We start from the raw sequence: 17,899 nt of genomic DNA on the forward strand, positions 1-17,899 counted from the left end.
TCAGCGCAGGGGAAAACCTATAATTTGACCACAGTTCGAACGCCCTCCCGATGAAGCTCCAGCCTGACAAATCCGACGTCCAAACACTCACTGCACACGGCCCAGGCTGGGTGGCCATCAACAACGAACGGGTCGAATCGAGCGTCGTCGTCGGGTCCCGTGGCGAACGTTTTGAGTGGAACTGCAGCACCTTCGAGGATTTGAACGCCGAGCACTTCGCTCCATTGGCAGCCCTTGGCGCCGAGCTGATCATCTTCGGAAGCGGCGCGCGGATCCGTTTTCCGCAGCCGAAATGGCTTCAGCCTCTCATGGCGCAGCGTACGGGCGTCGAAACCATGGATACGCCTGCTGCCTGCCGCACCTACAACATCCTCGCCAGCGAAGGCCGCCATGTGGTCGCGGCCCTGCTGGTGGAGAGGCCTGACGTTGGGCAGTAGAGGCTTTTCGAGGTAAAATCGCGGGTTGCGAACCGGCGGCCAGCCCTCAGTTAGCAACGACCAATCCTCCATGAACCCGACGCGCGCGGGGCATGGAATCAAACGGAGAAAACAAGTTTCATGGCGATCGTTGTCAACAAACCCATTCCCGAATTCGACGCCAATGCCACCGGCGGCCTGAAGGTCTCGAACACTTCTCATTTGGGCCACGTCCTGGTCATGTATTTCTATCCCAAGGACAACACGCCAGGCTGCACGACAGAAGCCATGCAGTTCCGGGATCGGTACAAGGACTTCGAGAAGGCCGGCGCCACGGTATTCGGCGTCTCGCGCGACAACATGAAGTCGCACGACGAATTCAAGGCCAAGCTCGAACTCCCTTTCGAACTCATTGCAGACACGGAGGAAAAGATGTGTCACATGTTCGGCGTGGTCAAAAACAAGATCATGTACGGCAAGAAGGTCAAGGGCATCGAGCGCAGCACGTTCCTCATCGGCGCTGATGGCGTGCTCAAGGCAGAGTGGCGCGGACTCAAGGTACCAGGCCACGTCGACGACGTGCTCAAAGCTGTCAAGGCGCTCAAGAAAGCTGCCTGATCTCTGAAGTGTGTGAGGTTTGCGCGGACGCGTTGGCGGCGCGCAACGAACTCAGGAGGCGACACTGTCGATGTGCATAATGGCTCCATGCCGTTGAGCTCCGCGACCGCATCCACCGAACAAAGCCGCCCAGGTCTTCAGGCGGCTTTTTCGTTTTCTGGCCCCTTCACTTTTGCGAGCGAACCGCCCCATGCCCCTGCCCCCCGCCCCCACAAAACGTGCCGCATTGCTTTCGCCGGACGCACACAATGCGCCGGCCCGCTCCTTGCACGGGAGGAGCGGCCGTCGCCCGTCGCAGCGCCGGTCGGAACAGGAGGAAACAAACGGGCCCCGGCCCCTTGAGCTTTTCGACCGGCGGGCCTCCGAAGGCGGCGGTGACGTCGAAACTCCCCCGTCACCAAGGCTAAAGGCACCCGCACCCGCGCCACAGGAAGCTCCGCAACGGCTCCCGGAGCCGCTTTCAAGCGCCGTCACGCCGGAGCAACCAAGCCAGACTCGCTCCAGGCGAAACAAGGGAAATGGTCCTGCCAAGCTCTTCGTTCTCGATACGAATGTGCTGCTGCACGACCCGATGTGCCTCTTCCGGTTCGAAGAGCACGACATCTTCCTGCCGATGATCGTTCTCGAAGAGCTCGACGGTCACAAGAAGGGAACGACCGAGGTCGCCCGGAACGGACGCCAGAGCAGCCGTACGCTCGACGGCCTGGCCGCGGCGCAGGGTGCGGACATTGGCAAGGGGTTGAAGCTGGACACCACCGGCCACCGCGAGGCCGGTGGCAAACTGTTCTTCCAGACTGCTCCGCTAAATTACTCCTTGCCCACCAGCCTGCCGCAAGGCAAGGCGGACAACCAGATCCTCGGCGTGGTACAGGCGCTGCGCGATCTCTATGCCAAGGATGGTCCCGGCCGGGTAAAGCAGGAGGTCGTGCTGGTGTCGAAAGACATCAACATGCGTGTGAAAGCGCGCGCACTGGGTCTCGCCGCAGAGGACTACCAGAATGACAAGACTCTCGAGGACGGCGACCTCCTCTATTCCGGATCGCTCGCACTGCCGGCGGACTTCTGGACGCGCCAGAGCAAGACAATCGAAAGCTGGCAAAGCGGGAGCAGCACGTTCTACCGCGTGAGCGGCCCGATCGTGCCCAATCTGTACATCAATCAATTCGTCTTTTTCGAAGCGCCCGGAGAGCCGAGCATGTATGCGCGCGTGACCGAAATCCGGGACAAGACGGCCGTCCTCAAGACTCTCAAGGACTACGGCTCCGTCAAGAATGCTGTCTGGGGCGTGAACACACGCAACCGCGAGCAGAACTTCGCGATGAACCTGCTGATGGACCCTGAGGTTGATCTGGTCACGCTGACTGGCACTGCCGGCACCGGCAAGACATTGATGGCACTCGCATCCGGGCTCACGCAGGTGCTCGACGATCGTCGCTATACCGAAATCATCATGACGCGCGCGACGGTGAGCGTGGGCGAAGACATCGGCTTCCTGCCGGGAACCGAGGAAGAAAAGATGGGCCCCTGGATGGGCGCACTGGACGACAACCTCGAGTTCCTCGCCAAAGGCGACGGCGGCGGCGCCGGCGAATGGGGCCGTGCCGCCACCAATGAGCTGATCAGAAGCAAGATCAAGATCAAGAGCATGAACTTCATGCGCGGACGGACCTTCCTGAACAAGTACGTGATCATCGACGAGGCGCAGAACCTGACGCCAAAGCAGATGAAGACACTCGTGACCCGCGCAGGCCCCGGCACCAAGATCATTTGCATGGGCAATCTGGCGCAAATCGATACGCCCTATCTCACGGAGGGTTCGTCCGGCCTCACCTTTGCAGTGGACAAATTCAAGGGCTGGCCCCACAGCGGGCATATCACCCTGGCACGCGGAGAACGATCCCGCCTGGCGGATTTCGCCAGCGAGGTCCTGTAGGCGGGCTGAATCTCTTAAGGGGCGCTACGGGCGCCCTTTTTTGAGTCTTCAGAACGCTCCTGACAAGACGTTGTCAGGAGCTGTCGCGCAGCATGACGGCTTCATTCACTGCAAAGGAAGCCGCTCATGACATCCGCCATCAACTGGTTCGAGATCCCGGTCGCCGACATGGACCGCGCGCAATCGTTCTATGAAAAGATTCTGGGGCGCACACTGAAGCGTGAAGACTTCGGGGGAGGCATCATGGCCGTCTTCCCGTACGAAAGCTCCGCCACCGGTGGATGCCTGGTCGCCGGAAACACCCAATCAGCCGCCGCGGGGACCGGAGTCCGGATCTACTTGGACTGCGCCCCGAGCATCGATGCCGCACTGGCCCGTGTGGTGGCAGCCGGTGGGCAGGTCGTTACACCCAAAACAGCGCTCCCGGCGGAAATGGGCTTCTTTGCCCATCTTCGAGATACAGAAGGCAATGAAGTCGGCCTGCACGCCTTGGGATGACAGCGATGACACGCAAGAACTGGATCGCCGTCGCCAGCGCCGAACACGCCCGCCGCGGGCGCGATGATCCCAAAGGCGGCTTCATGCAGGTGGGCCACGGAAAGCTGGCGCCGCTCAAGCGAATCGCTGCCGGGGACCGGGTCGCCTACTACTCGCCCACCACCGAATTCGGCCACGCCGATAGGCTGCAGAGCTTCGTGTCGATCGGAGTCGTTCAGGGGGGCACGCCCTATGAGGCAGACATGGGCAATGGATTCATTCCATGGCGAAGGGACGTACGTTACGCGCCAGCCTGCGAAGCGCAGATCCTGCCTCTGATTGAAAAATTCGACTTCGTTGAAGACCCCACGAGATGGGGTTCCAAGTTTCGTTTCGGCCTCTTGGAGGTCGACGAGCACGATATTCGTTTGATCGCCGACGCCATGAAGGCAGACAGTCGGCTATTGGAATTGGACCTCTGACGTTTGATCTTTGAATTCCGGATGGAGAACTTGATGCAACCCGAACTTCAACGGCTGGATGCCTTCCGCGTCGCAGGACTCACAGCACGCACGACCACCCGCGACGAAACCGACCCACAGATTGCCCGCATCGGCCCATTGTGGGCACGCTTTTTCGATGAGCGCGTGTACGAAAGAACGCCCAATCGGAAGGCCGACATGCACCTTTACAGCGTCTATTCAGGGTACGAGAGCGATGCGCACGGGGCCTTCGACATTACCACCGGCGTCGCCGTGACCGACGCGCCTGCGGCAGTGCGCATCGAAGGTGGTGACTACCTTGTCTTCACCGGACACGGACAAATGCCGCAAATGGTGCTCGCGGTATGGCAGACGATCTGGCAGTATTTCGAGTCGCATCCGGAGGTCAAGCGCCGCTATCGCAGCGATTTCGAAGCGTACAGCGGCCCAGAGGAAGTCGCCATCCACATCGGAATCCAACTGGATTGACATGAAACTGAGAGCGGCACGACCCAAACAATGCATCCGAACCTGACGACTCCATGCGCCGTGCCGATCGCCTATTTCAAATCGTCCAGATCATCCGCGGACGCCGCCTGACGACTGCCGCTTTTCTCGCGCAGCGCCTGGAGATTTCCGAGCGCACCGTCTACCGTGACATCGCCGATCTCCAAGCGCAGGGAGTGCCACTTGACGGCGAGGCCGGCGTCGGATATCGGCTGGGCTCCGGCTTTGACTTGCCCCCGCTCATGTTCACTCAGGACGAAGCAGCGGCATTGGTTGCTTCGGCACGGCTCGCGCAGAGTTGGGTCGATGCGGCCATGGCGCGCGACATCGAATCGGCTCTTGGCAAGATCCTGTCGGTACTCCCGCCAGCGGCACGCGTGTCCGCCGAGAGCCTGGCGCTCTATGCGCCGGCATACGCCCTTGACGACGGCACACGCTCGCGGCTGCAGACGCTGCGGGAAGCTGTGCAGGCACGCCAGAAGCTGCGCATGGACTATCGCGATGTCGTGGGATCGCCAAGCCAACGCACGGTGCGGCCACTGGGTTGCTTCTATTGGGGAAAAGTGTGGACGTTCTCTGCCTGGTGCGAACTCCGCGGAGACTTCCGCGGATTCAGGATCGACCGAATCAGTCAGATCGAAGTCCTGCCGGAGCGCTTTCGTGACGAGCCGGGGAAAACGCTCGCTGACATGCTTCGGAGGCTGCAGGCGGACTCGCAGAAATCAGACGCGTCGACGCGCCAGATCGATTGACTAAAAATCGTCGCTGCCCATCGCGAGATTTTCAAACTTGGTCAGTGGCTTGAGGAACGCAAGCTTGACGGTGCCTGTCGGACCATTCCGGTGCTTGCTGATGATCACCTCGGCAACGCCAGGCTCCTTGCTGTTCTTGTCGTAGTAGTCGTCTCGATAGATGAACATGATGATGTCGGCATCCTGCTCAATCGCACCCGACTCGCGCAGATCACTCATCATGGGCCGCTTGTCGGTGCGGCTCTCCACACCGCGGCTGAGCTGCGAAAGCGCAATGACTGGACATTTGAGCTCCTTCGCCAGCATCTTCAAGCCACGAGAGATTTCACCAACTGCCGTGGCTCGGTTCTCGTCGTTCATGCTGCTGGACACGCTCATCAGCTGAAGGTAATCCACCACAATCAGCCCCAGCTTGCCATATTGACGAGCGAGCCTGCGTGCATTGGCGCGCAATTCGCTCGTGGTCAGGCCCGGAGTTTCGTCGATGTGAAGCGACACGTTGCGCAGCTTCTCAATCGCTTCGGTAAGGCGCGGCCATTCTTCGTCCGTGAGCTTGCCCGTGCGCAAATGGCCTTGGTCGATGCGGCCTATCGACCCGACGATGCGCACAGCCAGTTGCGAGGCACCCATTTCCATCGAGAACACTGCGACCGGCAAACCTTCGTTGAGGGCAACGTGTTCGGCAATGTTGATGGCCAGCGACGTCTTTCCCATCGACGGTCGCGCAGCCAACACGATCATGTCGCCCGGCTGCAGCCCCGAGGTCATCTTGTCGAACTCGTAAAAACCGGTGCGGACACCCGTGATGTCGTTCGGGTTCTCGGCCATCTCGGTCACCCGATCAAGCAATTCGACGACCAGGGAGTCCATGCCCTGGAAGCCTTGCTTCATGCGGGAGCCTTCCTCGCCGATGTTGAAGATCTTCTGCTCGGCCTCGTCCAGGATCTTGTCGACAGGCTTGCCCTGCGTGTTGAAGGCATTGGTCGCAATCTCGTCGCTCGCGCTTACCAACTTTCGCAGGATCGAACGTTCGCGCACGATTTCAGCGTATCGGCGAATGTTGCTCGCGCTCGGTACGTACTGCGCGAGCGAATTGAGATAGGCAAGCCCACCGATTTCTTCGGCCTTGCCGAGATTCTGCAATTGCTCATAGACGGTGATCACGTCCGCTGGCTTGCTGGCGTTGATCAGCATTCCAATCGCGCCATAGATCAGCTTGTGCTCATGGCGATAGAAGTCACTGTCTACCACAACATCGCCCATGCGATCCCAAGCGCCGTTGTCGAGCAAAAGTCCCCCAAGCACACTGGATTCGGCTTCTATCGAATGCGGGGGGATGCGCAGTTGCGCAATCTGACGGTCTGTAGATGGGTCGTTATCGGCGTATGAAAAAACGGCGGACATGGAGTTCCTTGCAACCCTGCATGCTAAGCCGCACACCGCTCGGCGTCACGTGGACAAGGCTGTGAATAAACAGTGATCTTCCGGTGCAGCACGCGGGGACAACACGAAGCGGCAGAAAAAAAGCCGCCCGAAGGCGGCTCTTGAGACGGGGATGATCCCGCAGTTCGATCAGGCGCTTTCGCCGTACACCGTCACGGTGATTTCGACCACCACGTCCGTATGCAGTGCAACGCTGACGGTGCTGTCGCCGACGATCTTGATCGGACCGCTGGGCATGCGCACCTGCGACTTCGCAATCTTGTAGCCGAGCTTGTTGAGCTCCTCGGCGACATCGTGGTTGGTCACCGAACCAAACAGACGGCCATCAACGCCGGCCTTCTGCGTCAGCTTGACTGTCGTGCCCGCGAGCTTTTCGCCTTGAGCCTGGGACTCGGCCAACTTGGCGGCCGCGGCCTTTTCGAGTTCGACGCGCTTGGCTTCGAATTCGGCCTTGTTTGCCTCAGTGGCGCGACGCGCACGTCCGGTGGGGATCAGAAAATTCCGTGCATAACCGTCTTTGACTTTGACGATTTCGCCCAGCACACCAAGGTTGACGACCTTGTCCAGAAGAATGACTTGCATGTGTCTTGCTCCTTAGACGCGGTGTTGGTCGCTGTACGGCACCATCGCGAGGAAGCGAGCGCGCTTGATGGCGGTGTTGAGTTGACGCTGGTAAATAGCGCGCGTGCCAGTCAGGCGAGCCGGAATGATCTTTCCGTTTTCGCTGATGAAATCACGCAAGGTGTCGATGTCCTTGTAATCGATTTCTTCGACGCCAGCGACGGTGAAGCGACAGAAGCGCTTGCGCTTGAAGAGCAGCGATTGTGTATTGCGCTTGGGGCGCTTGTCTTTGTTGAATTTCTTGAACGTGGCCATTTGAGGACCTCTTTTCGAAAATTAATCTTGCTGAAAATCCTGAATGTGCAAAACCGGATGCTTGCCGTTACCAGGAGTGGCGAGGAAACCCTGAAAACGCCAGAGACTTCCAAGAGCCTGCTTTGCGAGTCGCTCGGCTATTGCGCCGAACGCGACAGCTTTGATGGCTGTCTTGACCTGCCGGGGATGACCCACTTCGGCAATCGTCGACTCATGTTCGAGTCTCAAATCGACAGCAGGCAATCCGGCGGGGGTGAATCGCAAAGTTCCGATTTCGGCGACGCAGGCAGTCAGCACAAGCTGATTGGCTGCGGCGGCGCTCACACAATCAGTTGTTGTTGGCGGCGTATTCGGCCTGCTGAGCCTTGCGGGCTTCTTCGCGCTCTACAGTCTTCATCATTGAAGAAGGGCCCGTTTCGGCTTTCTTCTTGACAACGGTGAGGTGACGAAGAACGGCGTCGTTGAACTTGAACGCATGCTCCAGCTCGGCCATCACGGCTTGTTCAGCCTCGATGTTCACGCACAGGTAGTGTGCCTTGTTGAGCTTGTTGATCTGGTAAGCGAGCTGGCGACGGCCCCAGTCTTCAACACGGTGGACTTTGCCGCCGCCGGCAGTAATCAAGCCCTTGTACCGCTCCAGCATGGCCGGAACTTGTTCGCTTTGATCCGGATGGATCAGCAAGATGATTTCGTAGTGACGCATAGCGCTCCTTGTGGATCTTCCGTAGAAGGGATTAAGCCACCCGCAGCGTCGGTCGCGGTGTGGCAAGGCAAAGCCGGAAATTATAGCAGCGAGGCTGTCAATCGCCCGTCAGGGCGCGCTCCAAAGCCATGACTTTCTCCGGCCCCACAGCACTGCGGATCTTCGGGAGGAGATCGAGCAGTTCGTCGTAGTTGGAGGTCTTCTCTACTGACAGGTTGAGCCTGAATCCCCGCAATCCCAGGGCCCCGGTGAGTTGCGTGGCAATGGGATAGGCGTCTTTGTAGCGCTGCTGATTTGATCTTCCGTCGTCCTGTCGAGCGAGAACAAGCACCGGTGCGGGCTCGACGGGCGAGGATGAAATCTGCGCCGACGCCACAACCGAGTTGGGGGGTGCGGCAGACCCGAATGGAACGCCCAGTAGCCCAAGCTGAACAAGTTGGTCGATGTCTTCTCGGGCCACACCCACGCCGGCACCGATCACGTCGTCGACGCAGCGTTTTCCGTCGAAAAGAATAAATGCCGATCGCTGCCGCGCAGTCAGCGGCAGTGATCGATCCTTGAGCACCCGATGCCCGGCCTCTGTCTTTACAAGAATCATGATTTCGACGCCAAAGTCTGAAGTCGCAAACGCCGGCCGGCCGGCCGGCGCGTGTGCGCTCCGCAACTGCACTCCCTTGGAGCCGAGTTTGACACCAAAGATGCGTCAATTTGTAAAAGCAGCAACCTGACGCCACCATTACAGCCGGCGGCGTGACGTAAGTCGTTGCGTGGCAGTCACACGGTCGGAGCGCTCTGCTCCGACGTGCCTAGCGCGCTGCGAGTTGCTTCCAGGTGTCGATGACGCTGTCGGGGTTGAGCGAAATCGATTCGATACCCTGCTCTGCGAGCCACTGAGCGAAATCCGGGTGATCGCTAGGGCCCTGGCCGCAGATGCCAACGTATTTGCCTTCGGCTTTGCACGCCTTGATCACGCGACCGAGCAGTGCCTTGACAGCAGGATCCCGCTCATCGAAATCGGCCGCTAGCAACTCCAGGCCGGAGTCGCGATCCAGACCGAGCGTGAGTTGCGTCAAATCGTTCGATCCGATCGAGAAGCCATCGAAGTACTTCAGGAATTCCTCTGGGAGGATGGCATTGCTAGGTACCTCGCACATCATGATCAGCTTGAGCTCGTTTTCGCCTCGCTTGAGACCGTGGTCGCCCAGCAACTCAGTCACGCGCTTGGCTTGGCCCAGCGTCCGCACAAAAGGCACCATGATCTGAACGTTGGTCAGGCCCATCTCATTGCGAACTCGCTTGAGCGCTTCGCATTCCATGGCGAAGGCTTCGCCAAAATCGTCGCTGAGGTACCGCGCCGCACCGCGGAAGCCGAGCATCGGGTTTTCTTCTTCGGGTTCGTAGCGGCTGCCGCCGATCAGCTTGCGGTATTCATTCGACTTGAAATCCGAAAGCCGAACAATGACGGGCTTCGGCCAGAATGCGGCACCGATCGTCGCGATGCCTTCTGCCACCTTGTCGACATAGAACGCCCGCGGAGATGCGTGGCCGCGCGCAACCGATTCGACCGCCTTTTTGAGATCGACGTCCACGTTTGGATAGTCGAGGATCGCCTTGGGGTGCACCCCAATGTTGTTGTTGATGATGAACTCGAGCCGAGCCAGGCCCACGCCATGGTTCGGCAATTGGGCAAAGTCGAAGGCCAACTGCGGATTGCCGACGTTCATCATGATCTTAAGGTCGATCTCTGGCATTTCTCCACGCTTGACTTCGGTCACTTCGGTTTCGAGAAGCCCGTCGTAGATGAAGCCCGTGTCCCCTTCGGCGCAGCTCACCGTGACAAGCGTGCCGTCCTTGAGGAGATCCGTGGCATCGCCGCAACCGACCACCGCCGGAATGCCAAGTTCGCGTGCAATGATGGCCGCATGGCAGGTGCGCCCGCCGCGGTTCGTAACGATGGCAGCCGCACGCTTCATGACCGGTTCCCAGTTGGGGTCAGTCATGTCCGTCACCAGCACGTCGCCAGGTTGCACCTTGTCCATTTCGCTGATGCTGTGCACCAGGCGGACGGGACCGGTTCCGATCTTCTGGCCGATGGCGCGGCCCTCTGCCAGCACGGCGCCCTTGCCAAGCAGCTTGTATCGCTGTTCGGCCTTGCCCTGCTGCTGGCTCTTGACGGTCTCCGGGCGCGCTTGAAGGATGTAGATCTGTCCGTCGGTGCCGTCCTTGCCCCACTCGATATCCATCGGACGGCCGTAGTGCTCTTCGATCACAAGTGCGTACTTCGCAAGCTGCTCGACTTCGGCGTCTGTCAGTGAATAGCGGTTGCGCTGCTCGGCCGGCACGTCGGTCGTATTGACCAGCTTGCCGCTCGCTGCCTTCTGAGCCGCAGTTGCGAATTCCATCTGGATCAGCTTCGAACCGAGGTTCCGGCGAATGACCGCTCGTTTGCCTGCTTTCAGGGTGGGCTTGTGCACATAGAACTCGTCAGGGTTGACGGCCCCCTGCACCACGGTTTCGCCGAGACCATAGCTGGACGTGATGAAAACTACGTCCTCGAAGCCTGATTCGGTATCGATGGTGAACATCACGCCGGCCGCGCCCAGATCGCTGCGAACCATACGCTGCACACCCGCCGAAAGCGCCACCACGTCGTGCGCGAACCCCTTGTGAACGCGATAGCTGATCGCACGATCGTTGTAGAGCGACGCGAAGACCTCTTTCATCTTGTGAAGAACGTCGTCGATACCGACCACATTGAGGAAGGTCTCCTGCTGACCTGCGAAAGATGCATCCGGCAGGTCTTCGGCCGTTGCGGATGAGCGAACAGCGAAGCTGGCCTGGGGGTTGCCGGCCGAGAGGGTGGCGAATGCGGCTGCGATAGCCTTCTGCAGGTCCGCGGGAAAGGGCTGGTTCTCGACCATAGCGCGAATTTCGGCCCCGGCTGCGGCGAGGGCTCGCACATCATCAGTGTCGAGCTTTGCAAGCCTCGCACTGATCTTGTCGGCCAGTCCGTCGTGCGCGAGAAATTGCCGGAACGCGTGTGCGGTCGTCGCAAAGCCGGTAGGAACGCGCACGCCCTGGGGCAGTTGAGAAATCATCTCGCCGAGGCTGGCGTTTTTGCCACCAACCGACTCGACGTCGGTCATCCTCAGGTTTTCGAACGGTACGACCAGGGCGGTCGCTTCGAAGAGTGCAGACATGGGAAAGCTCCAGAAGTTGAAACTGATGCTGCATGCAGACGGCGCAACGCGATCATTCTTCTTGCTTGGGGCGCTGACGAGGGTGCATGGAAGGATTTCGACGGGAACGGCGTTCGGCATTCCCGATAATGGGCCGAATTGTAGGCGCGCCACGGACCGGCGCGCCTACGGACAAGGCAGCCATACCATGCACACCCGCACTGTTTTCTTCGTCTCCGATGGCACCGGCATTACCGCCGAAACCTTCGGGAATGCCGTCCTTGCCCAATTTGAAATGAAGCCCCGCCACGTGCGGCTACCCTTCACGGACACGGTCGACAAGGCGCACCAGGCGGTTCGACGGATCAACCACACGGCCGAAGTAGAAGGGCTGCGCCCTATCGTCTTCACCACGCTGGCCAATATGGAGGTCCTCGAGGTGATCGAAACCGGCTGCAAGGGCATGCTGCTCGACATGTTCGGCACATTCGTCCGGCCGCTCGAAATCGAGTTAGCAATGAAGTCAAATCATCGGATCGGCCGTTTCAGCGATGTGAGCAAGAGCAAGGAATACAACGAGCGGATTCAGGCCATCGATTTCAGCCTTGCACATGACGATGGCCAGAGCAACCGAGACCTTGATGGAGCGGATGTGATCCTCGTCGGCGTCAGCCGCAGCGGAAAGACCCCCACTTCGCTCTATCTCGCCATGCAGCATGGCCTCAAAGCCGCAAACTACCCGCTGATCCCCGAGGATTTCGATCGCCGTCAGCTGCCGCCCGCTCTGCTACCGCACCGCAAGAAGATCTTCGGCCTCACGATTCAACCTGAGCGGCTGAGCGAAATCCGTAACGAGCGGCGGCCGAACTCTCGCTATGCCAGTATCGAGAACTGCCGACATGAAGTCAGCGAGGCGGAGGCAATGATGCGCCGGGCCGGCATCCGATGGCTGTCGACCACGACCAAATCCATCGAAGAGATCGCGACGACCATCCTGCAGGAACTGCGTCCTGAACGACTGACGTACTGAACTCAGTGCCAGTCGGCTCTCTGCCGGTTGGCGAGTTTTGCGCGAAGGCGAGCGGCGTCAGGCGGTGACTGCCTCTTCGGCAGGCGCCGAGGTTCGAATCAGGTGATCAAATGCGCTGAGCGCTGCCTTGGCACCGTCTCCCGCTGCAATGATGATTTGCTTGAACGGCACTGTCGTCGCATCGCCCGCGGCAAAGACACCCGGCACAGACGTTTGCCCCTTGGCATCGACCACGATCTCGCCGTGTTTCGACAGTTCGACGGTGCCCTTGAGCCAATCTGTATTGGGTACAAGACCGATCTGGATGAACACGCCTTCAAGCGGCACGGTGTGACTCTCGCCGCTCGCGCGATCCTTGTAGACCAGGCCGCTGACCTTCTGGTTGTCGCCCGTGATCTCGGTGGTCTGCGCATTCGTGATCACCTTCACATTCGACATGCTGCGCAGCTTTCGCTGCAACACCGCATCGGCTCGCAGTTGCGTGTCGAACTCGATGAGCGTGACGTGCCCCACGATTCCGGCAAGGTCGATGGCCGCCTCAACCCCTGAATTGCCGCCGCCGATCACCGCCACGCGCTTCCCCTTGAACAGGGGACCGTCACAGTGCGGGCAGTAGGCCACGCCCTTGTTCTTGTACTCGTGCTCACCTGGCACGTTGATGTTGCGCCAGCGCGCGCCGGTTGAAATCACTACCGAGCGGCTCTTCAGGGAAGCGCCGTTTTCGAGCTTCACCTCGATGTAGTCATTGCCCGGCACCAAAGCAGCAGCACGCTGCAGGTTCATGATGTCGACTTCGTAGTCGCGCACATGTTCTTCAAGCGCGAGGGCGAACTTGGGCCCTTCGGTTTCGCGGATCGATATGAAGTTTTCGATGCCCATCGTGTCAAGCACCTGCCCGCCGAAGCGCTCCGACGCAACGCCGGTGCGGATGCCCTTTCGCGCTGCATACACGGCCGCAGCGGCTCCAGCGGGCCCGCCGCCGACGATCAACACATCGAAGGGTTCCTTGGCGGCAATCTTCTTCGCCTCGCGCTCGACTCCGCTAGTGTCGATCTTTGCGAGGATCTCTTCCAGGCTCATGCGACCCTGACCGAATTCTGTGCCATTGAGGAAGACGGTCGGTACCGCCATGACCTGTCGCTCCTTGACCTCGTCCTGGAAAAGCGACCCATCAATCATGGTCGTCTTGATGCGCGGGTTCTGAACAGCCATAAGGTTAAGCGCCTGAACGACGTCAGGGCAGTTGTGGCAAGTCAGCGAAATGTAGATTTCGAATTCGAAATCACCATCAAGCCCGCGAATCTGTTGCAGCACCGCCTCATCCACCTTGGGCGGATATCCACCGACCTGCAGCAGCGCAAGCACCAGCGAAGTGAATTCATGACCCATCGGCAAGCCTGCAAAGCGGGGGCCGTGGTTTTCACTCGGACGATTGATCGAGAACGAAGGCTTGCGATGGTTGTCGTCCCGGCTCTCCGTGATCTTCACCAGCGGAGACGACTCAGCAATGTCTTTCAGCAGCGATTGCAAATCGCTCGATGCCTTGCTCTCGTCGAGCGAAGCCACGATTTCGATTGGTTGAGCGATGCGATCGAGGTAGCTTTTGAGTTGCGATTTGGTGCCGGCGTCGAGCATGGGGGGACTCTCTCTTGGTGGTGCGAACGGAATAAAAAAGGCCCGGGAGCTATGCGCCCGGGCCGCGGCGCACGGAGGCGACTTAGATCTTGCCGACCAGGTCGAACGAAGGCTTCAGCGTTTCGGCGCCTTCAGTCCACTTGGCGGGGCAGACTTCGCCAGGATGTGCTGCAACGTATTGCGCGGCTTTCACGCGGCGCAGCAGTTCGGCAGCGTCGCGCCCGATTCCGTTGTCATGCACTTCGATGGTCTTGATCTTGCCCTCGGGGTCGATCACGAACGTGCCACGGTAGGCGAGGCCGGCGTCTTCGCCCTCTTCGATCAGCACCTGGAAGGCGCGGGCAAGTTGCTGGCTGGGGTCGCCGATCAGCGGATATTGGACCTTTGCAATGGTGTCCGATGTGTCGTGCCATGCCTTGTGCGTGAAGTGCGTGTCAGTCGACACACCATAAACCTCAACGCCGAGTTTCTGGAACTCTGCGTAGTGGTCGGCAAGGTCGCCGAGTTCGGTCGGGCACACGAACGTGAAGTCGGCCGGGTAGAACACCACGACAGACCATTTTCCCTTGAAGTTCTCGTTGCTAACCGGCACGAACTTGCCGTTGTGATACGCGGTGGCCTTGAACGGGACGATTTCGGTATTGATCAGGGACATGTTTACTTCCTTGGTGGCTGATGAAATGGGCGAGCAGTGAGTATAACTACCAGATCTACTATTTCAATAGTCATTTGCTATGAAAAGTATGCCTGTCACCTATTGGGCCGCTCCCCGGAGCTCGAATTTCGGCGAATGCGAACAGGTATGAGCCTCAAACGCATGCCGAGCGCTCCAGCATGGGATTGCTTGCGCCCCGTCCCCACGCGCTCACAATCGACCCTTTCAAGAACAAGGAAAATCCATGAAGGGCGACCCTCAAGTCATCGATCATCTCCAGGCGCAACTCAAGAACGAGCTGACAGCGATCAACCAGTACTTTCTTCACTATCGGATGCTCAAGCATTGGGGCTTGGACAAGCTCGCAAAGAAAGAGTACGAAGAGTCGATCGGCGAGATGAAACACGCCGACAAGCTCATGGATCGCATCTTCATGCTGGATGGGCTACCCAACTTGCAAGATTTGGCCAAGCTCAACGTCGGCGAAGACGTGCCGGAGATTCTGGAGTGCGACTTGAAGGCGGAAACGGGCGCTCAAGCAACGATCAAGGCTGGAATCGCCCACTGCGAAGCTGTACGCGACTATGTCTCACGGGATCTTCTGCAGGAGATCCTGGACGACACGGAAGAACATATCGACTTCCTGGAGACGCAAATCGACCTCGTCGACAAGGTGGGACTTCAGAACTATCTGCAAGCGCAGATGGGGGAGATCGACTAGCTTTGCCTGAGGCGATGCACGTGGGGCTTGCCCCGATTTTTTTTGGGACTTTGTGCGTTGGGAACGGTCGCCCTACTCGGTCCATAGTTATTGCAAATGCGAAGAATTCGTATTTATAATGAACCCGTTCCCAACAGCCAGCGAAGTCGCTTCAACCATGATCGTTTGTGTATGCCGCCGAGTCTCCGACCGCGAAATCGCACGTCATGTGCGGGCCGGCATGAGCTTTGATGAAGTGCAGTTTGAACTCGGCGTGGCCACGCAGTGTGGCCAATGTGAAGGCTGTGCACGCGATGTCGTCGCCCAGTGCAGCGCCTTGCATCCCGTCGCTGCGCTCAGTCGCGAAACGAACCAAAGGGCGATCCATCTTGCCGATTCCATCCAGGAAAGCAACGCATGGAACTGTTCGCAGCACTCGGTGGCAGTCTGATCTTCGTAGCTGGTTCGACCTGGTGGATCTTTCGCAAGTAGTTCGCTAAGTGGTCTGCTGATGCGGAGCGCTCAAAGAGTGCTTCCTTATCGAAAAATTGATTGTGTCTGACCGCTTCTCCTCCCCCTCCACTTCGGTCCTTGGGCTGTCGCGCAATGCTGTTATCGCGGGAGGTGTGGTTCTCGCGCACCTCGCGGCTTTATGGGCGCTTCAAAGCGGCCTTCTGCGGCGGGCTGCGGAAGTGGTCATTCCGGTCGAGATCCTGAGCGAATTCATCGAGCCGCCCAAGCCTGTTGATCCGCCGCCTCCACCCCCGCCCCCACCGCCGGAGCCGAAACGGCAAATCACGAAAACGCCACCTCCGCCCAGACCGCAGGCCATTCGAGAACCCAAGCCGACTCCGGCACCCAGTGCGCCGACCGGCAGCATCGAACCGCCGCCCCCACCTGCACCGATTGCGCCCCCGGCTCCACCGGAGCCGCCCGCCCCTGCACCTGCGCCGCCTGCGCCGCCATCGGTCCAATTGCCGTCAAGCGACGCCGACTATCTGCAGAACCCGAAGCCGGTTTTTCCTGCCATTAGTAGGCGGCTTGGCGAGCAGGGCAAGACGGTCGTGCGCGTGCTGATTGGCGTCGATGGTCTGCCCAAGCGGGCGAGCATCCAGACGTCGAGCGGCTACGAACGCCTGGATGAGGCAGCGCGCAATGCTGTGATGTCTTGGCGCTTCGTACCGGGAAAACGCGACGGCGTCGTCGAATCCATGGAATTCAATGTGCCGATCAACTGGGTACTTAAATAATTTTTTCTGGAGCAACTTCGTATGAACTCGCAATTCGGCCTGATGAATGTCTGGCATCAGGGTGACTTCGTTACCAAGGCGGTCGCTCTCTTGTTGATCGGCATGTCACTGGCGTCATGGGTAGTGATCATCATCAAAGCGCTGGATGTGATCAGGTACAAGCGCTTGGCCAAGCACTCGCAGGACTTCTGGCATAGCGAGGACTTTGCAACTGCACTCAATAAGCTCGGCAAGGACGACAGCAATCCGTTTCGTGCGCTTGCACTGGAAGGCCGAGAAGCCGCGGCGCATCACCGCAACACCAAAGCTCACCTCCATGATGCGCTCGACGTCAGCGACTGGATTACGCGCGCCCTTCGCAATGGCATCGATGAATTCACAGCGCGGCTTCAGACCGGGCTCGCAGTGTTGGCGTCAGTCGGTTCGACTGCTCCGTTCATTGGCTTGTTCGGCACGGTCTGGGGCATCTATCACGCCTTGATGAGCATCGGTTCCGCCGGTCAGGCAACAATCGACAAGGTGGCCGGACCGATCGGAGAAGCGTTGATCATGACGGCGCTAGGTCTCGCCGTGGCCATTCCCGCGGTACTGGGCTACAACGCGCTGGTCCGCGGCAACAAATTCGTACTAACCAAGCTCAACAGCTTTGCGCATGATCTGCACGCGTATTTCGTCACGGGCGCAAGAGTGCAAAGCGGCGGCGAAGCGACGGTCGTTCCACTCAAGAAGGGCTGAGCACCATGGCGTTCGGAACACAAGATGAACCCGATGAAGTGATGAACGAAATAAATATGACGCCGTTGGTCGATGTCATGTTGGTCTTGCTGATCATTTTCATCATCACCGTGCCGGTCATGAAGCATGCGGTAAATATCGACTTGCCGAGAGCCACGAGTGAGCCCGAGCAGGCCAAACCTCAGAACGTCTTGTTCACCGTGGCGGCGGACGGCACCTATTTCTGGAACGACCAGAAGATCGAGGATTCCGAACTGKCGGGGCGCCTCGCTGTCGAAGCGGCCAAAGAACCGCAGCCAGAGCTGCATATTCGCGGAGACAAGGCAGTCCGGTATGAACGCGTGGCTCAGGCAATGTCTGCCGCTCGTCAAGCGGGTGTACGCAAGATCGGCTTCATCACCGAGCCGGAGCCCAGATAGGAGTTCGGACGAAAGGTCGATCAGTTCGTTGACTTTTTGTTGAGAATAATTATCATTTGCAAATCGCCCGATAAACCCGGCAAGACACT

At 59.1% G+C, this 17,899-nt stretch carries 22 protein-coding genes; 13 read left to right on the forward strand and 9 right to left on the reverse strand.

Going from position 1 to position 17,899, the window contains the following annotated elements:
- Positions 1 to 50: 50 nt before the first annotated feature.
- The 7 genes from AC1DMA_RS23185 (at position 51) to AC1DMA_RS23215 (ending at position 5,185) form a co-directional block, all read left to right on the forward strand.
- On the forward strand, positions 51 to 437 hold the full coding sequence (locus tag AC1DMA_RS23185; RefSeq protein ID WP_478126853.1) for an Mth938-like domain-containing protein: 387 nt from the start codon (positions 51 to 53) through the stop codon (positions 435 to 437).
- A gap of 120 nt (positions 438 to 557) precedes the next feature.
- Entirely contained in the window at positions 558 to 1,034 is a 477-nt protein-coding gene (locus AC1DMA_RS23190; protein WP_021006537.1) for a peroxiredoxin, read from the forward strand.
- A gap of 190 nt (positions 1,035 to 1,224) precedes the next feature.
- Entirely contained in the window at positions 1,225 to 2,967 is a 1,743-nt protein-coding gene (locus AC1DMA_RS23195; RefSeq protein ID WP_478145629.1) for a PhoH family protein, read from the forward strand.
- Positions 2,968 to 3,093: 126 nt separating this feature from the next.
- On the forward strand, positions 3,094 to 3,465 hold the full coding sequence (locus tag AC1DMA_RS23200) for a VOC family protein (RefSeq protein WP_478126855.1): 372 nt from the start codon (positions 3,094 to 3,096) through the stop codon (positions 3,463 to 3,465).
- A 5-nt stretch (positions 3,466 to 3,470) separates the two neighbouring features.
- Complete coding sequence (locus tag AC1DMA_RS23205; RefSeq protein ID WP_478126856.1) at positions 3,471 to 3,926, forward strand: EVE domain-containing protein; 456 nt, start codon at positions 3,471 to 3,473, stop codon at positions 3,924 to 3,926.
- Positions 3,927 to 3,959: 33 nt separating this feature from the next.
- Positions 3,960 to 4,415 carry a GyrI-like domain-containing protein gene (locus tag AC1DMA_RS23210; protein ID WP_478145630.1) on the forward strand — a complete coding sequence of 152 codons (456 nt, stop codon included), beginning with the start codon at positions 3,960 to 3,962 and terminating at the stop codon, positions 4,413 to 4,415.
- 53 nt (positions 4,416 to 4,468) lie between these two features.
- The gene (locus AC1DMA_RS23215; protein ID WP_478145631.1) at positions 4,469 to 5,185 is read left to right on the forward strand and encodes a helix-turn-helix transcriptional regulator; all 717 of its coding nucleotides are present in this window, start codon (positions 4,469 to 4,471) and stop codon (positions 5,183 to 5,185) included.
- Here the strand turns inward: AC1DMA_RS23215 and dnaB are convergent, their stop codons facing one another.
- The 7 genes from dnaB to ppsA form a co-directional block, all read right to left on the reverse strand.
- Positions 5,186 to 6,589, reverse strand: coding sequence for a replicative DNA helicase (gene dnaB / locus AC1DMA_RS23220; RefSeq protein WP_478126859.1), 1,404 nt, complete (start codon positions 6,587 to 6,589; stop codon positions 5,186 to 5,188). It lies immediately after the preceding gene.
- A 168-nt stretch (positions 6,590 to 6,757) separates the two neighbouring features.
- Positions 6,758 to 7,210 (reverse strand): 50S ribosomal protein L9, encoded by a 453-nt coding sequence (gene rplI / locus AC1DMA_RS23225; RefSeq protein ID WP_478145632.1) that lies wholly within the window; start codon positions 7,208 to 7,210, stop codon positions 6,758 to 6,760.
- 12 nt (positions 7,211 to 7,222) lie between these two features.
- Positions 7,223 to 7,504: a 30S ribosomal protein S18 gene (rpsR, locus tag AC1DMA_RS23230; RefSeq protein ID WP_007830781.1), complete on the reverse strand. Its 282-nt coding sequence runs from the start codon at positions 7,502 to 7,504 to the stop codon at positions 7,223 to 7,225.
- A gap of 21 nt (positions 7,505 to 7,525) precedes the next feature.
- Positions 7,526 to 7,828, reverse strand: coding sequence for a primosomal replication protein N (priB, locus tag AC1DMA_RS23235; protein ID WP_478145633.1), 303 nt, complete (start codon positions 7,826 to 7,828; stop codon positions 7,526 to 7,528).
- Between the two features lie 4 nt (positions 7,829 to 7,832).
- Entirely contained in the window at positions 7,833 to 8,207 is a 375-nt protein-coding gene (gene rpsF, locus AC1DMA_RS23240) for a 30S ribosomal protein S6 (RefSeq protein WP_093109828.1), read from the reverse strand.
- Positions 8,208 to 8,304: 97 nt separating this feature from the next.
- Positions 8,305 to 8,805: a hypothetical protein gene (locus AC1DMA_RS23245; protein ID WP_478126862.1), complete on the reverse strand. Its 501-nt coding sequence runs from the start codon at positions 8,803 to 8,805 to the stop codon at positions 8,305 to 8,307.
- Between the two features lie 208 nt (positions 8,806 to 9,013).
- A complete protein-coding gene (ppsA, locus tag AC1DMA_RS23250) occupies positions 9,014 to 11,407 on the reverse strand; it encodes a phosphoenolpyruvate synthase (protein WP_478126863.1) in 2,394 nt (797 codons plus the stop codon).
- Between the two features lie 187 nt (positions 11,408 to 11,594).
- On the opposite strand from ppsA, the gene ppsR reads away from it, so the two are divergent.
- The gene (gene ppsR, locus AC1DMA_RS23255) at positions 11,595 to 12,416 is read left to right on the forward strand and encodes a posphoenolpyruvate synthetase regulatory kinase/phosphorylase PpsR (RefSeq protein ID WP_478097142.1); all 822 of its coding nucleotides are present in this window, start codon (positions 11,595 to 11,597) and stop codon (positions 12,414 to 12,416) included.
- 57 nt (positions 12,417 to 12,473) lie between these two features.
- On the opposite strand, the gene ahpF is transcribed toward ppsR, so the two are convergent.
- Both ahpF and ahpC read right to left on the reverse strand, forming a co-directional pair.
- A complete protein-coding gene (ahpF, locus tag AC1DMA_RS23260; RefSeq protein WP_478126864.1) occupies positions 12,474 to 14,051 on the reverse strand; it encodes an alkyl hydroperoxide reductase subunit F in 1,578 nt (525 codons plus the stop codon).
- An 82-nt stretch (positions 14,052 to 14,133) separates the two neighbouring features.
- Complete coding sequence (gene ahpC / locus AC1DMA_RS23265) at positions 14,134 to 14,706, reverse strand: alkyl hydroperoxide reductase subunit C (RefSeq protein WP_478126865.1); 573 nt, start codon at positions 14,704 to 14,706, stop codon at positions 14,134 to 14,136.
- Positions 14,707 to 14,950: 244 nt separating this feature from the next.
- Between ahpC and bfr the strand changes: the two genes are divergently transcribed.
- From bfr to AC1DMA_RS23290, 5 genes are all read left to right on the forward strand, one after another.
- On the forward strand, positions 14,951 to 15,427 hold the full coding sequence (bfr, locus tag AC1DMA_RS23270) for a bacterioferritin (protein ID WP_478126866.1): 477 nt from the start codon (positions 14,951 to 14,953) through the stop codon (positions 15,425 to 15,427).
- Positions 15,428 to 15,584: 157 nt separating this feature from the next.
- Positions 15,585 to 15,857 carry a (2Fe-2S)-binding protein gene (locus AC1DMA_RS23275; RefSeq protein ID WP_478126867.1) on the forward strand — a complete coding sequence of 91 codons (273 nt, stop codon included), beginning with the start codon at positions 15,585 to 15,587 and terminating at the stop codon, positions 15,855 to 15,857.
- 100 nt (positions 15,858 to 15,957) lie between these two features.
- Entirely contained in the window at positions 15,958 to 16,656 is a 699-nt protein-coding gene (locus AC1DMA_RS23280) for an energy transducer TonB (protein WP_478127082.1), read from the forward strand.
- Between the two features lie 21 nt (positions 16,657 to 16,677).
- On the forward strand, positions 16,678 to 17,391 hold the full coding sequence (locus AC1DMA_RS23285) for a MotA/TolQ/ExbB proton channel family protein (RefSeq protein WP_478126868.1): 714 nt from the start codon (positions 16,678 to 16,680) through the stop codon (positions 17,389 to 17,391).
- A 5-nt stretch (positions 17,392 to 17,396) separates the two neighbouring features.
- Entirely contained in the window at positions 17,397 to 17,810 is a 414-nt protein-coding gene (locus tag AC1DMA_RS23290) for an ExbD/TolR family protein (RefSeq protein WP_478145634.1), read from the forward strand.
- Positions 17,811 to 17,899: the final 89 nt, after the last annotated feature.

This window comes from Variovorax sp. 05N34, assembly GCF_056397405.1.

What these genes read in the sequence shown, in the direction of transcription:
- AC1DMA_RS23185 (WP_478126853.1), top strand. Translation starts at nt 51, where the DNA reads ATGAAGCTCCAGCCTGACAAATCCGACGTCCAAACACTCACTGCACAC.
- AC1DMA_RS23190 (WP_021006537.1), top strand. Translation starts at nt 558, where the DNA reads ATGGCGATCGTTGTCAACAAACCCATTCCCGAATTCGACGCCAATGCC.
- AC1DMA_RS23195 (WP_478145629.1), top strand. Translation starts at nt 1,225, where the DNA reads ATGCCCCTGCCCCCCGCCCCCACAAAACGTGCCGCATTGCTTTCGCCG.
- AC1DMA_RS23200 (WP_478126855.1), top strand. Translation starts at nt 3,094, where the DNA reads ATGACATCCGCCATCAACTGGTTCGAGATCCCGGTCGCCGACATGGAC.
- AC1DMA_RS23205 (WP_478126856.1), top strand. Translation starts at nt 3,471, where the DNA reads ATGACACGCAAGAACTGGATCGCCGTCGCCAGCGCCGAACACGCCCGC.
- AC1DMA_RS23210 (WP_478145630.1), top strand. Translation starts at nt 3,960, where the DNA reads ATGCAACCCGAACTTCAACGGCTGGATGCCTTCCGCGTCGCAGGACTC.
- AC1DMA_RS23215 (WP_478145631.1), top strand. Translation starts at nt 4,469, where the DNA reads ATGCGCCGTGCCGATCGCCTATTTCAAATCGTCCAGATCATCCGCGGA.
- dnaB (WP_478126859.1), bottom strand. Translation starts at nt 6,589, where the DNA reads ATGTCCGCCGTTTTTTCATACGCCGATAACGACCCATCTACAGACCGT.
- rplI (WP_478145632.1), bottom strand. Translation starts at nt 7,210, where the DNA reads ATGCAAGTCATTCTTCTGGACAAGGTCGTCAACCTTGGTGTGCTGGGC.
- rpsR (WP_007830781.1), bottom strand. Translation starts at nt 7,504, where the DNA reads ATGGCCACGTTCAAGAAATTCAACAAAGACAAGCGCCCCAAGCGCAAT.
- rpsF (WP_093109828.1), bottom strand. Translation starts at nt 8,207, where the DNA reads ATGCGTCACTACGAAATCATCTTGCTGATCCATCCGGATCAAAGCGAA.
- AC1DMA_RS23245 (WP_478126862.1), bottom strand. Translation starts at nt 8,805, where the DNA reads ATGATTCTTGTAAAGACAGAGGCCGGGCATCGGGTGCTCAAGGATCGA.
- ppsA (WP_478126863.1), bottom strand. Translation starts at nt 11,407, where the DNA reads ATGTCTGCACTCTTCGAAGCGACCGCCCTGGTCGTACCGTTCGAAAAC.
- ppsR (WP_478097142.1), top strand. Translation starts at nt 11,595, where the DNA reads ATGCACACCCGCACTGTTTTCTTCGTCTCCGATGGCACCGGCATTACC.
- ahpF (WP_478126864.1), bottom strand. Translation starts at nt 14,051, where the DNA reads ATGCTCGACGCCGGCACCAAATCGCAACTCAAAAGCTACCTCGATCGC.
- ahpC (WP_478126865.1), bottom strand. Translation starts at nt 14,706, where the DNA reads ATGTCCCTGATCAATACCGAAATCGTCCCGTTCAAGGCCACCGCGTAT.
- bfr (WP_478126866.1), top strand. Translation starts at nt 14,951, where the DNA reads ATGAAGGGCGACCCTCAAGTCATCGATCATCTCCAGGCGCAACTCAAG.
- AC1DMA_RS23275 (WP_478126867.1), top strand. Translation starts at nt 15,585, where the DNA reads ATGATCGTTTGTGTATGCCGCCGAGTCTCCGACCGCGAAATCGCACGT.
- AC1DMA_RS23285 (WP_478126868.1), top strand. Translation starts at nt 16,678, where the DNA reads ATGAACTCGCAATTCGGCCTGATGAATGTCTGGCATCAGGGTGACTTC.